The 12659-nt window shown below is 72.3% G+C and carries 12 protein-coding genes; 3 read left to right on the plus strand and 9 right to left on the minus strand.

The window, feature by feature from the left end:
- Positions 1–37: 37 nt before the first annotated feature.
- Positions 38–1288, plus strand: coding sequence for a cytochrome P450 family protein (locus P8A18_RS12730; RefSeq protein ID WP_306054266.1), 1251 nt, complete (start codon positions 38–40; stop codon positions 1286–1288).
- Positions 1289–1324: 36 nt separating this feature from the next.
- On the opposite strand, the gene P8A18_RS12735 is transcribed toward P8A18_RS12730, so the two are convergent.
- From P8A18_RS12735 to P8A18_RS12765, 7 genes are all read right to left on the minus strand, one after another.
- Positions 1325–2287 carry a nucleoside triphosphate pyrophosphohydrolase gene (locus tag P8A18_RS12735; protein WP_306054268.1) on the minus strand — a complete coding sequence of 321 codons (963 nt, stop codon included), beginning with the start codon at positions 2285–2287 and terminating at the stop codon, positions 1325–1327.
- Positions 2288–2320: 33 nt separating this feature from the next.
- Positions 2321–2977: a SurA N-terminal domain-containing protein gene (locus tag P8A18_RS12740; RefSeq protein WP_018553038.1), complete on the minus strand. Its 657-nt coding sequence runs from the start codon at positions 2975–2977 to the stop codon at positions 2321–2323.
- Positions 2978–3114: 137 nt separating this feature from the next.
- A complete protein-coding gene (locus P8A18_RS12745; RefSeq protein WP_018553039.1) occupies positions 3115–3516 on the minus strand; it encodes a GtrA family protein in 402 nt (133 codons plus the stop codon).
- Positions 3513–4499: a glycosyltransferase family 2 protein gene (locus tag P8A18_RS12750; protein ID WP_306054271.1), complete on the minus strand. Its 987-nt coding sequence runs from the start codon at positions 4497–4499 to the stop codon at positions 3513–3515. Before P8A18_RS12750 ends, P8A18_RS12745 begins: the two co-directional genes overlap by 4 nt.
- Positions 4500–4602: 103 nt before the next feature.
- Complete coding sequence (locus P8A18_RS12755; RefSeq protein WP_306054273.1) at positions 4603–6135, minus strand: serine/threonine-protein kinase; 1533 nt, start codon at positions 6133–6135, stop codon at positions 4603–4605.
- A complete protein-coding gene (locus tag P8A18_RS12760; protein WP_306054275.1) occupies positions 6132–6746 on the minus strand; it encodes a hypothetical protein in 615 nt (204 codons plus the stop codon). Before P8A18_RS12760 ends, P8A18_RS12755 begins: the two co-directional genes overlap by 4 nt.
- A 233-nt stretch (positions 6747–6979) precedes the next feature.
- Positions 6980–9091: an N-6 DNA methylase gene (locus P8A18_RS12765; protein ID WP_306054277.1), complete on the minus strand. Its 2112-nt coding sequence runs from the start codon at positions 9089–9091 to the stop codon at positions 6980–6982.
- A 243-nt stretch (positions 9092–9334) separates the two neighbouring features.
- Here P8A18_RS12765 and P8A18_RS12770 point away from each other — a divergent pair, with 243 nt between their 5' ends.
- Entirely contained in the window at positions 9335–10183 is an 849-nt protein-coding gene (locus tag P8A18_RS12770) for a DUF4190 domain-containing protein (protein WP_306054279.1), read from the plus strand.
- A 72-nt stretch (positions 10184–10255) separates the two neighbouring features.
- On the opposite strand, the gene P8A18_RS12775 is transcribed toward P8A18_RS12770, so the two are convergent.
- Positions 10256–10885 carry a TetR/AcrR family transcriptional regulator gene (locus tag P8A18_RS12775; protein ID WP_371933668.1) on the minus strand — a complete coding sequence of 210 codons (630 nt, stop codon included), beginning with the start codon at positions 10883–10885 and terminating at the stop codon, positions 10256–10258.
- A 78-nt stretch (positions 10886–10963) separates the two neighbouring features.
- On the opposite strand from P8A18_RS12775, the gene P8A18_RS12780 reads away from it, so the two are divergent.
- Complete coding sequence (locus P8A18_RS12780; RefSeq protein WP_306054283.1) at positions 10964–11737, plus strand: SDR family oxidoreductase; 774 nt, start codon at positions 10964–10966, stop codon at positions 11735–11737.
- Positions 11738–11828: 91 nt separating this feature from the next.
- On the opposite strand, the gene P8A18_RS12785 is transcribed toward P8A18_RS12780, so the two are convergent.
- Entirely contained in the window at positions 11829–12587 is a 759-nt protein-coding gene (locus P8A18_RS12785; protein ID WP_306060865.1) for an HNH endonuclease family protein, read from the minus strand.
- Positions 12588–12659: the final 72 nt, after the last annotated feature.

The following is a 12659-nucleotide window of genomic DNA, read 5'->3' on the forward strand; positions in this document are numbered from 1 at the left end:
CGGAGCCGGGGCCACGGGCGCCGGATACCGTCGTCACGTGAACCGCACCCCACCGCCCGAACTCTTCACCTGGGAGTTCGCCACCGACCCGTACCCCGCCTACGCCTGGCTGAGGGAGCACAGCCCCGTACACCGGACGACCTTGCCCAGCGGTGTGGAGGCGTGGCTCGTCACCCGGTACGCGGACGCACGGCTGGCCCTCGCGGACAGCCGCCTCTCGAAGAATCCGGCGAACCACGCGAAGGACGCCGAGGGCAAGAGCAGGACCGGCATCCCCGGCGAGCGCAGCGCCAACCTCATGACACATCTGCTGAACATCGACCCGCCCGACCACACGAGGCTGCGCCGGCTGGTGTCCAAGGCGTTCACACCCCGGACGATCGCCGCTTTCGGTCCCCGCGTGCAGGAGTTGGCGGACCGGCTCATCGACGACTTCGCGGAGAAGGGGGAGGCCGATCTGATCCATGACTTCGCCTTTCCGCTTCCCATCTACGCCATTTGCGATCTGCTCGGCGTGCCCGAGGAGGACCAGGACGACTTTCGGGACTGGGCGGGCATGATGATCCGGCACGGCGGCGGACCGCGTGGCGGGGTCGCCCGGTCCGTGAAGAAGATCCGCGCCTACCTCGCGGAGCTGATTCGCCGAAAGCGGGAGACTCCCGGCGACGACCTGATCTCCGGACTGATCCGGGCGAGTGACCACGGCGAGCACCTCACCGGGAACGAGGCCGCAGCGATGTGCTTCGTGATCCTCTTCGCCGGTTTCGAGACGACCATCAACCTGATCGGCAACAGCGCCCACGCGTTCTTCCGGAACCCGTCGCAGCGTGCCGTGTTCCAGAGCGCGGTACAGCGAGGCGACGACCGGCTTCTGGACACCGCCGTCGAGGAGCTGCTGCGTTTCGACGGCCCGGTGGAACTGGCCACCTGGCGCTACGCCACGGAAGCGCTCGACATCGGAGGAACGCAGATCCGCGAGGGCGATCCCGTGCTCGTGGTTCTCGCGGCGGCCGACCGCGACCCGGCCCGTTTCCATGAGCCGGAATCGCTCGACCTGTCCCGTCGGGACAACCAGCATCTGGGATACGGGCACGGCATCCACTACTGCCTGGGTGCCCCTCTCGCGCGGCTCGAGGGCCGCACCGCGTTGGAGACCCTGTTCCGTCGCCTGCCCGACGTCCGGCTCGCCGCGGACCCCGACGACCTCCGGTGGCGGGGCGGTCTCATCATGCGCGGCCTCCGCACGCTACCGGTGGAGTTCACGGCGGTGGGTGGTACGCCCGGATGACGAGGGGGCCGCGGGGCTGTCGTTCACTCCCCGACGTTATCCGGTGCCCTCCGCCGTCCTGATGGCGTCCCGGTAGGCGCGGGCCGCGGCGCGCAGGGCGGCCTCCGGGTCGGTGCCGGTCTCCTGGGCGTGGGCGGCGAGGGCGAGGAGGCGGTAGCCGGGGTCGTCGCCCTCGGGGAGGGGGACGTCGAGGCCGGCGGTACGGGCGCGGCTCGTGAGCTTCGCGGCGAGGGCGAGGGCGGGCTGGCCGAGGGGGACCCCGTCGGTGACCGAGGCGCGCTGCTTCTCGATCGCCTTGGTGCGCAGCCAGTGCGCGTGGACGTCCTCCGGGGTCTCGGCGGTCTCGTCGCCGAAGACGTGCGGGTGGCGGTGGATCAGCTTCTCGATCAGTGTGGCGGCGACGTCGTCCAGGGAGAACGGCTCCTGCTCGTCCTCCTCGGCGATGCGCGCGTGGAAGACGACCTGGAGCAGTACGTCGCCCAGCTCCTCGCGCAGTTCCTCGCGGTCGCCGTCCTCGATCGCCTCGACCAGCTCGTACGCCTCCTCGATGGCGTACTTGGCGAGGCCCTTGTGGGTCTTTTGCGAGGTCCACGGGCACTCGGCGCGGATGCGGTCCATGACTTGGACCAGGTCGAGGAGCCGGGCGCCCGGCAGGTCGTACGAACCGGGCAGCAGCTCCAGGTCCGGCATCCGCACCCGCCCCGAACCGGCGAGCCGGGCCAGGCCGTCGGTGAGCGGCTGGTCGGCCTCGCCGCCGGTGACGATCACCACGGTCCGGCCGCCCGCGCAGGCGTCCACCAGCTCCTGGGCGTCGGGCACGCCGGGGGTGACGGTGATGCCGGCCTCACGCAGGTACGGCAGCTGCGGCTGGCCCGGCTCCCCGCAGAGCACCCGGTCGGCGGCGTGCAGTGCCTGCCAGGCGGGCCAGGACAGCAGTCCGGGGGCGACCCGGTGGCTGGCGGTGAGCAGGACGATGCGGCCGGGGTCTTCAGCGTTCACGATGTCGAATCTACCCCGGCCGCGCGGGGCCCCTCAGGCCCCGGCCTCCGCGGCCGACTGGGCGGGCTTGGTGACCTGGGTGATCCAGGGCGCCTTGTAGTCGGCGAGCTGGATCTGCTGGTCGTTCCACTTGCCGAAGCGCGGGTTGACGTCGACCTTCAGCGCCTCGGACGCCTTGGTCAGCGCCTCGCCCATGGCCTTGGTGCCTTCCGGGGTGCTCGGGTCGGCGCCGAGGGCCTGGGCGAGCTTGGTCAGCTGGATCTGCTCGCGCAGGAAGGCGTCGATCTGGCCGGGGGCGAGCCAGCGCTCCTGGAGCACGGCCGCCTGGAGGCCCTTCTCGCCCTGGTACTGGGCGACGGCGGTCTTGCGCATCTGCTGGATCTCCGCGCGGGTCACCGTCACGCCCGCGTCCGCCGACGCCCGGTCCAGGACGCGGTCCAGGATCAGCCCGTGCAGCTTGGCGCGGGCGAGCTGGCCCGACTGGTCGGTGAGCTGGGCGGCCTGCGCGGAGGAGCCCTGCGCCTGGCGGACGTCCGCCACCTGGGCCTGCACGGTGGACACCGTGATCCGGTCCCCGCCCACGACGGCCGCGGCGCCGGGATGGGCCTGGCTGCCGCAGGCGGCGAGAAGCGGCGCTGCGGCGAGCAGCGCGGCGGAGACGGTGAGCGCGGTGCGACGGCGGCGGTGCAAAGGAGCCTCCCGAGGAGATTGTGCGGCGGTGCACAAAGCCTTGCGGTGATCGATGTTAGGCAGTGGAAGTGGTCCGGGCCACTGATTCGACCAACGATTCGGGAGGAGTTGGGGATGTGGCCTGCCAGTGGGTGGCCTCAGCCCGTGCGTTCGACCGGTTTCGGCGGTGTGTCCGGCCGCAGCATGATCGTGCGCGAGACCACGAAGGTGACCGGAATGGCGGCCGCGGCCGCGAGCAGCGGGGCGTAGCGGCTGCTGAATCCGGCCAGGTCGACCAGCAGGTAGACGCCGCCGGTGGTGACGGCGAAGTTCGCCGCGTTGGTGAGCGGGAAGAGGAGGAACTTCCGCCAGGTGGGGCGGGTGCGGTAGGTGACGTACGAGGTGAGGAAGAAGGAGCCGGTCATGCTGAGCGCGAAGGCGAGGGCGTGCGCGGCGAGGTAGGGCAGTACGCGCAGGAGCAGGAGGTAGCAGCCGTAGTACGTGCCGGTGTTCACCGCTCCGACGAGGGCGAAACGTGCCAGTTGTGCCTTGATGGTCATCGTCGTACGAATTCCCGGGTCTCCGGCTCGGGGCTGGGTCCGGGGCCGGGCGCGGGCCTGCGGAGGTGGGTGTTGGTCGCCTTCACCAGGTAGTGCGGGCGGCCCTTGACCTCGTAGTAGATGCGGCCGACGTATTCGCCGACCACTCCGGCCAGCACCATCTGGACGCCGGCGAGGGCGGTGACGACGACGAGCAGGGTGACGTATCCGGGGGTGTCGACGCCTCGCACGAGGGCGACGCCGACGATCCAGGCGGCGTAGGCCAGGGCGAGGGAGGTCAGGAGCAGGCCGAGGTAGAGGGCGGCGCGCAGGGGCTTGTTGTTGAAGGAGAGCAGCCCGTCCAGGCCGTAGTTCAGGAGTTTGCCGAAGGTCCAGGCGGAGCGGCCCTGTTCGCGTGCTGCGTTGTCGTAGCTGAACGTGGTGGTGGGGAAGCCGACCCAGGCGAAGAGGCCCTTGGAGAAGCGGTTGTACTCGGTGAGGGAGAGCACGGCGTCGGCCGCGCGGCGCGAGAGCAGCCGGAAGTCGCCGACTCCGTCGACGAGTTCGACGTCGATGAGCCGGTTGATCAGGCGGTAGTAGGCGCGCGCGGTGAGGGTGCGGGTGACGCGGTCGCCGGCCCGGGTGCGGCGGGCGATGACCTGGTCGTGGCCGCGGGCGTGCTCCTGGAGCATGCGGCCGACGAGTTCGGGCGGGTGCTGGAGGTCGGCGTCCATGAGGACGACGGCGTCCCCCTCGGCGTGCTGGAGGCCGGCCAGCATGGCGGCTTCCTTGCCGAAGTTGCGGCTGAAGGAGACGTACCGGACGCGGGGGTCGGCGGCGGCCAGTTCCCTGATGACCGGGAGGGTCCGGTCCGCGCTTCCGTCGTCCACGTACACCACCTGGAACGCGTGGCCCAGCCGGGACATTTCGTCCGTGACGCGTTCATGGAAGCGTTCGAGGATCTCTTCCTCGTTGAAACAAGGCACCACCAGCGAGATCAGCACTCATGTACATCAACCGGTCGATGTGTCGCCCTCCGAAGCCCGGTGTGGCCGGGGGGCGGCCATCAGGTGAACGGCCTCGCGCCCCTTCCCCCGCCGCCGCTCCTCAACCGCCGCGGACCTGCATCTGGCGTTCCAGTTGGCGGCGCAGTTCGACGGGCAGCGGGTGGTGCGGCCCGTAGGTGCGCTCGGTGTCGTACAGCAGGGACTGGAGCTGGCCGCGTGCGCCTGCGTGGTCGCCGAGCGCGAGGAGCAGTTGCCCGATGCGGTGGCGGATCTCGTAGGAGCGTGCCGGGTCGTTGCCCGTGGCGTACTGGTTCTCGTAGTAGGGCAGGACGGCGCGGTACTCGGCGAGTGCGGCGGCGGGTTCGCCGAGCTGTTCCAGGCACTGGGCGATGTCGCACCGGTAGCCGAGGGTCTGCGGGTCGGCGGGGCCCGCCTGGGTGGCCCGGTCGTCGGCGAGGAGGCGGAGTTCGGGCAGGGCGCGGCGGTACTGGCCGTCGTCCATCAGCGTCGCCGCGTACTGCTTGCGCAGGATGCGGACGACCGGGGAGCCGGGTCCGTGCTGTTCCGCGGCGACGGGGAGGAGCCCGCCGAGCATGTCGACGGCCTGGGTGATGCGGCCCTCGCCGAGCAGCCGTTTGACCTCGTCCACGGCGGCGGCGACGTCCGGGCGGGCGGGTGCCGGGGCGGGCTGGGCGGGTGGCGGGACCGTGGGGCGGTCGGGCCAGGGGGCGTGCGGGCGCAGGAAGGGGCGGGTCGGGTCGAGCGGTCCCGCGGGCGGCCGGGAGCCGAGCGTGGGCAGCAGGGGGGCGAGGTGCTCGTAGACCTCCTGGGCGCCGGCCGGGCGGTGCTGCGGGTCCTTGGCGAGCAGCCGCAGCACGAGCGCTTCCAGGGTCTCGGGGATGTCGGGCCGGATCCGGCGTATGGGCAGCGGGGGCTCGTAGAGGTGGCGGTGCAGCACGCCGAGGGCGGTGGAACCGGCGAACGGCACGTCGCCGCTGAGCAGTTCGTACAGGAGCACGCCGAGTGCGTAGAGGTCGGTGTACGGGCCGACCGCGCCGCCCATCGCCTGCTCGGGGGCCATGTAGGCCGGGGAGCCGATGGGTGAGCCGGTGTGGGTGAGGCGGGTGGTGTCGGTGTCGAGGACGGAGGCGACGCCGAGGTCGAGGACGAGGACGGTGCCGTCCGGGCGGACCATCACATTGCGGGGCTTGAGGTCGCGGTGGACGATCGGCACGGCGTGCACGGCGCTCAGGACGGCGCACAGCTGGGCCGCCACCGCGACGGACCACTGCCAGGGGTAGGGGTCGTGCTCGGCGAGGTGGTCGCCGAGGTCGGCGCCCTCGACGTACTGCATGACGAGGTACAGGTCGTCGCCGTCGCTGCCCGCGTCGTGCACGGTGACCAGGCCCGGGTGGTCGACCTGGGCGGTGACCCGGCATTCGCGGACGAAGCGGCGGCGCAGTTCGTCGGCGGCGTCGCTGCCGATGGGTCCGGTGACCCGGTCGGGGCGCAGCAGTTTGACGGCGACGCGGCGGTCCAGGCGCTGGTCGTAGGCCGTCCAGACCTGGCCCATGCCGCCCTGGCCGAGGATGGTCGCCAGTTCGTACCGCCCGCCGATGAGGCGACCGTTCACCGGCCTTCCTCCTTGCGGAGGTAGTCGCTCAGCTCGTCCAGTTCGGCACGGACCTGGTCGATGCGCTGGGGCTGGGGCTGGGGCTGGTGTTGGGGCTGGGGCTGGTGTTGGGGGGCGGGGGGCTGCTGGGGAGGAGGTGTGGGGTGGGGCTGGTCGTGGGGTTGGGGGCAGCGGGTGAGGGGAAGGGCCACGGGTTGCTGCTGGGGGTGCGGCGGGTAGGGCCGCGGGGTCCCCGTCGTCCCCGTCAGACCGTGCGCCGGGGTGGGCACGGGCACGGTGGTCACGTATCCGTAGCCGGGTGCCGGGTGCGGGAGCGCGGGGCCGCCCTTGCCCGTCAGCCGTGCGTAGTGGCGGATGTCGGCGGTCAGGTAGTGCACGGGGGCGCCGATCATCGCCAGGAGCAGCAGCGGGATGAGCACGTTGTCGATGCCCGTGGCGTCGTCCGATCCGTCCCTGCCGAGGACGGGCAGCAGGACACAGACGAACAGGAACCCGGCAGCGGTCATCCACCAGTCGAAGGCCCTGCGGCGGACGATCGCCAGTCGCAGCAGCGGTGTCCACAGCAGCAGTCCCATGGAGAGCACCGAGAGCGCGGTGAACAGCACGCGCATGGACACGATCCAGGCTCTGCCGGGGACTCGGCGCGGCGCCGTGGGCGGTTGACCCGGGGCGTACATGGCTGCTCCTGGATGCCTGGTGGTGGAACGTCCGCGCGCACAGGGGCGTGCGTGCGGAACCGAGCGTAAGGGGCGACACCGACAGGGGGCCCGGGGTTGTGCGGAACCGTTGTGGTTCCGCTCACTTCCGTGTGACCGTACCGCCTGCCGAGGCGGTAGCCGGGGGCTCACTCCGGGGTGACCGTACCGTCCGTCAGGCCGTCGTACAGGCCCTGGACGAGCTGTCCGCCGAGCCGTCCCGCGAGCCGCAGCGCGTCCTCGAACGCGGCCAGGGCGCGGAAGCGTTCGCCGTAGCGCTGCTGTTCGGCCAGGGGCAGGCGCGGCAGTTGGAGGCGGCGGGCGTCGAGCCGGGTCGCTGTGGAGGCGTGGCTGCTGGCCTGGCGGTTGTTGGTGGTGCCGCGCAGGAAGCCGGCGAGGAACCACGGGTCGAGGACGGCGGGGTCGGGGCGCAGCAGCTGGAGGTTGCGGCCGAGCGCGGCGCCGGCGGTGGCCTCGTCCACGACGCGGACGACGGTGACGCCGCCGAGTACGGGGACGACGACGTCTCCCGGCGCGACGAGGACGGGTTCCTCGGGCGTTCCTTCGGCGGGCAGGCTCCCGGAGGGGGCGGTGGCGGCGAGCACGTCGTGCTCGGTGAGGACGGGTCCTTCGCCGGTGCCGGTGCCGCCGTGGCGGAGCTGGAGGGCGCCGGCGCGGGCGAGTTCGCCGATGGTGGTGAGCGGGCGGTGCGCGGGGGTGGCGAGGGCCGGGGGCGGCGGGGTGAGCCCGGAGGCGAGTTGGAGGGTCCGGGTCAGCCGCTCCCGTACGCCGGCCAGCTCGGCGGGCCCGCCGGTGGCGGCGGGGGACGGCAGGTGGCGGGCGGGGGCGAGGTCGACGTCGTCGTCGAGGAGTTCGATGACGGGGACGATCCGGGAGGCGCCGGGCGCTTCGCGGTGGCCGTCGGCGGCCTGTTCTCGTTGTCCGTCGGCGTCCGGTTCCTCTCGCTGTCCGTCGTACGTCTGCCAGGCGTCGAGTACGGCGCGGCGCAGGGCCGGCCAGTCGGGCCGGTCGCGGCCGCCGCGGTCGGCGCTCTGTTCGGCGGGCTCGGCTGTGTCGACCAGCAGCAGTTCGGGCGTGGGGTGCGGGTCGGCGCCCGGCTTGCGCAGGACCCACAGGTGCAGCGGGATGCCGTACGGGGGTGCGGCGCCGGCCGGCAGGGCGATGACGGCGCGCAGTGCGCCCCGGCGCAGCAGGTCGGCGCGGATGCGGCGGCCGGAGCGGCGCGAGGCGGCGGCGGGCGGCATCAGCAGGACGGCGGTGCCGCCGTCCCGCAGCCGGGCCAGCGCGTGCTGCACCCAGGCGAGTTCGGACTCGGTGCGGGCGGGGAAGCCGTACTCCCAGCGGGGGTCGTAGGCGAGTTCGTCGTGGCCCCAGTTGCGCTCGTTGAACGGGGGGTGGCAGAGCACCGCGTCTGCGGCGAGGCGGGGGAAGGCGTCGGTGCGCAGGGTGTCCCCGGTCCGCACGTCGAGCGTGCACTCGGCGGGGGCGGTGCGCAGGGCGAGGCGGAGCGCGGTGAGGGCGGCGAGGTCGGGGTCGCTCTCCTGGCCGTGGAGGGCGGTGGCGCAGGGGGCGGCGACGAGCAGCGCGCCGGTGCCCGTCGCCGGGTCGAGGACGGTGCGCACGTCCGGGTGGTCCGCGCCGGCCAGGGCCGCCATCAGTTCGGCGAGTCCGGGCGGGGTGAGCGTGTACTGGCGCGGGTTGGCGTCGAGCTGCCGGCCGAGCAGGAACTCGTACGTCTCCCGGGCGCCGGTCTCGGCGGCCAGCTCGGCGGCGCCGCGCAGGAGGGGTACGGACGGCAGGAGTTCGTCCCGGTCCGGGGTGCGCACCGCGCGCCCGTTCCCGGCGGGTCCGAAGCGGCCGGTGAGCGCGTCGTCGAGTGCGAGGGAGAGCACGCCGGCCATGCGCGTGTCGGACACGCCGGTGATCTCGCGCCAGGCCCTCGGGCTCCGGTCCGCGACGAGCAGGGCGCAGCCGACGTGGACCAGGGCGGTGACGGCGCCCGCGGGGTGGCCGGCCAGCTGCTGCCAGACGCGTTCCCGGAGCGGGACCTCGACGAGCTTGCCCTGGTCGCGCAGCCATCGTTCGACCTCGGACAGGGCGAAGGACGGGCTGGTCTCGGTGCCGCCGACGGGCTGGGGGAAGTCGGCGTGCCTCCGGCGCCAGTTGCTGACGGCGGCACGCCCCACGCCCGCCAGGCGGGCGATCCCGGCGGCGGTCACCTCTGTCGCGTTCTCCGGCACTTGCTGCTCCCTGGTGCTCGTACCGCTTCGGCCCGTGCGTGCGCCCTGCCGTGGGCGCATCGGCTGCTGTGCGGGCGAGCATACCGATCCGTTCACAGCGCACGATTCACAGCGTGCACCACCCCGTTCGTCGTGAACCGTGTTGACTCGGTTCACACATGATGATGTCATTGACCTGTCGCTGCACGAGGCGACATGTGGATCCGCTCACAACTCATCCCGCACTTGCCGAAGGGCACAGCCATGTCCCAGTACACGCAGCCGCCGCAGCCCCCGTACTCCCAGCCGCAGCAGCCGTACACACCCGACCGGACCCCCGGCGTCCGCCCCGCGCGCAACGGGCTGGGGGTGGCGGCCCTGATCCTCGGGCTCATCGGCGCCGTCTCCGGCCTGATCCCGTTCCTGTTCTGGCTGGCGGGCATCCTCGGCACGATCGCTCTGGTCCTGGGCCTGGTCGGCCGGGGCCGCGCCAAGAGGGGCGAGGCGACGAACAAGAACATGGCGACGTTCGGGACGGTCCTCGCGCTGATCGCGCTGATCCTCTCGGTGGTCGGCGCGGTGATCACGTTCAAGGCGGTCGGCGACGCGGTGGACGACCTGAACAAGGCGGTGTCGGACACGACGGCGTCCGCGAAGCCGAAGGCGGGCGGTGACACGGGCAAGGGGAAGCCGAAGGGCGGCGAGGAGAAGAAGCCCGCCGAAGAGGCACTGGAGGAGGGCGACTCGGCGGTGTACGACGACGACCTCACGGTCACGGTCGGCGACGCGACCAAGTACTCCCCCGGTGAGTTCGCGATCGGTCACACCAAGGGCAACAAGGCCTACCGGGTCGCCGTCGTCATCGAGAACGCGGGCAAGGAGAAGTTCGACTCCACGCTCGTCAGCGTCGAGGCGCGCGCCGGGGAGGACGGGGTCGACGCCGAGCAGATCTTCGACGACAAGGTCGGCCAGGGCTTCAGCGGCACGGTCCTGCCGGGCAAGAAGGTCACGGTCCTCTTCGCCTTCGACTCGCCGGCCGACGCCAAAAGCCTGACCGTCGAGGTCAACCCCGGCTTCACGTACGACGCGACGCAGTGGGACCTGAAGCTCTGACCCGCGGGGCGCGCGCGGCCCGCGCGGAACCCGCCCTCCCCGGGGCGGGTTCCGCGCCTTCCGCCCGTTCGCTCACCCCTCGCGGTCCCCCGGCCAGGCGGCCAGCGCCAGCTCGGCGATCTCGGCCAGTTCATCCGGTCCGGCCCCGTCGCAGGACCGCTGCGACATGCCCTGGATGATCGTCGCGAAGTACCCGGCGAGGGCCCGGGGGTTCACCCGCTCCGGCAGCTCGCCCGTGCGCTGCGCGGCCCGCAGCCGCGACTCCCAGGCCACGAGGTTGGCGTTGCGCAGGCCCTTCAGACGCGCGCCCACCTCGGCGTCCTGAGGGGCGACGTTCGCGGCGGCGGTGATCGTCATGCAGCCCGCCGGGTGCGAGGGGTCGGCGTAGATCCGCGCCGCCTCCCGCAGGATGCGCGCGAACGCGCGGTAGGCCGTGGGCTCCTCCTCCAGGGCCGCCCCCATGAAGGTCCCGGCCGGCGTCCTCCCGTACGCGGCGACCGACTCCTCGAAGAGCGAGCGCTTGTCGCCGAACGCGGCGTAGAGGCTCGCGGGCCTGATGCCCATCGCCTCCGTCAGCTCACCGATCGAGGTCGCGCCGTAGCCGCGCTCCCAGAACAGCCGGACCGCCGCCGCGAGAGCGGCGTCCCGGTCGAAGGAACGCGGACGGCCGCGCGTCGCACCTGCTTCTCCCATGCCCCCCATTCTAGAGCGCCCGCTCAACAACTCGTGCTAGGTTATTTCTGGAACGATCACTCAACAAATTGGTGAGGGGTAACAGCCATGCGTACGAACGGGCTTGAGGGCAAGGTCGCACTGGTCACCGGCGGCAGCCGCGGCATCGGCCGGGGCATCGCGGAACGGCTGGGCCGGGACGGCGCCGTCGTCGCCGTCGCCTACGCCCGGGACGCGAGGGCGGCCGACGAGGTCGTCGACGTCATCCGCAAGAACGGCGGCGCCGCGTTCCCGGTCCGCGCCGAGCTGGGCGCGCACGGCGACGCGGCCGCGCTGTGGGAGGCGTTCGACGAGCAGGTCACCGCGCACGCGCCCGGCGGCGGCGTGGACATCATCATGAACAATGCCGCGTCGGGCCTCTACTCCGAGCTGTCCTCACTCACCGAGGAGGCGTTCGACGCGGTCTTCGCCGTCAACGTCCGGGCGCCGTTCTTCATCGTCCGCCACGGGCTGGACCGGCTGCGCGACGGCGGCCGGATCATCAACATATCCAGCGGCGCCGCCCGCATCGCCATGCCGGAGATCATCGCCTACAGCGCGACGAAGAGCGCCCTGGACAACTTCACACTGACCCTCGCCAAGGAGCTGGGCCCGCGCCGCATCACGGTCAACTCGGTGGCCCCCGGCATCATCGACACCGACATCAACGCGGACTGGCTGCGCGGCAACGCCGAGGCCGAGGCCCAGGCGGCGTCCCTGGCCGCACTGGGCCGGGTCGGCCGGCCCGAGGACGTCGCGGACATCGTGGCGTTCCTCGCCTCGGACGACTCCCGCTGGATGACCGGCCGGGTGCTCGACGCGACGGGGGGCTCGGGGCTCTGACCACGAGGGCCCGGCACCGGCGTCCGGCCCGGCCGTGCCCGGACCTCCCGGGGCCGGCCTCGGCAGGTCCGGCCCGTCCGGACCTCCCGCGTCACCCCCCGCACTGCCGCAGCATCATCTCCTTGTCCGCGCTCGTCACCGGCAGTTCGTACTTCAGCGAGACCTGGGCGAAGCGCAGCGCGTACGCGCACCGCACCGGCTTGTACGGCGGGAGCCAGGTCGCGGGGCCCGAGTCGCGTTTGGCGTTGTTGGCCGGGCCGTCCACCGGGATGAGGTTGAGGGGGTCGTTGGCGATCTGCTGCCGCTTGGCCTCGTTCCAGTGGGCGGCGCCCATCTGCCAGTCGTACGACAGCGGCATGACGTGGTCGATCTGCACCTTGGTGGCTTCCTGCTTACGCCACTCGATGGTCTTGCCGGTGTACGGGTCCTTGAGGGTCATGGAGACGACCACGCAGTCCGAGCCGGAGCGGAGTTCGATGTCCTTGCCGTCGCGGGCGAGCAGGTCGTTGCGGGTGTCGCAGCCGTTGCGGGACAGGGGGATGCCGTCCACCGAGTCCTTCCACGCGTACCCGAACTTGTCGCGCTTGTAACCCGTCTTGGGGCCCCGGCCCTTGGTCGCGACCTTCTCGATGACCTTGCGGGCCGCCGCCCGGTCCGCGTCCGAGGTGAGGGGCGCGAGGCCCGGCTTCGTACCGTCGGCGTTCGCCAGCGGGCTGGCACCGAAACCGGTGACGGACTGACCGCCGCCGTCGGCGGCGCCGCCGGAGCGGTCGGCGCCCGAAGTGACCTGCTCGGGGTCACAACCGCTCAGGGCCAGCGTGGCCGTCACGGCCAGGGCGGGCACCATCATCCGAGACACGCGGAGGGATATCACTCGTAAGCCGTCCTGACGGGGAGAAAGCCGAACCGACCCGGGAATCCT

The organism is Streptomyces sp. Mut1, assembly GCF_030719295.1.
Taxonomy (GTDB): Bacteria; Actinomycetota; Actinomycetes; order Streptomycetales; family Streptomycetaceae; genus Streptomyces; species Streptomyces castrisilvae.

What these genes read in the sequence shown, in the direction of transcription:
- P8A18_RS12745 (WP_018553039.1), bottom strand. Translation starts at nt 3,516, where the DNA reads ATGACCATCAAGGCACAACTGGCACGTTTCGCCCTCGTCGGAGCGGTG.
- P8A18_RS12760 (WP_306054275.1), bottom strand. Translation starts at nt 6,746, where the DNA reads ATGCGCGTGCTGTTCACCGCGCTCTCGGTGCTCTCCATGGGACTGCTG.
- P8A18_RS12770 (WP_306054279.1), top strand. Translation starts at nt 9,335, where the DNA reads ATGTCCCAGTACACGCAGCCGCCGCAGCCCCCGTACTCCCAGCCGCAG.
- P8A18_RS12775 (WP_371933668.1), bottom strand. Translation starts at nt 10,885, where the DNA reads ATGGGGGGCATGGGAGAAGCAGGTGCGACGCGCGGCCGTCCGCGTTCC.
- P8A18_RS12780 (WP_306054283.1), top strand. Translation starts at nt 10,964, where the DNA reads ATGCGTACGAACGGGCTTGAGGGCAAGGTCGCACTGGTCACCGGCGGC.
- P8A18_RS12785 (WP_306060865.1), bottom strand. Translation starts at nt 12,587, where the DNA reads ATGATGGTGCCCGCCCTGGCCGTGACGGCCACGCTGGCCCTGAGCGGT.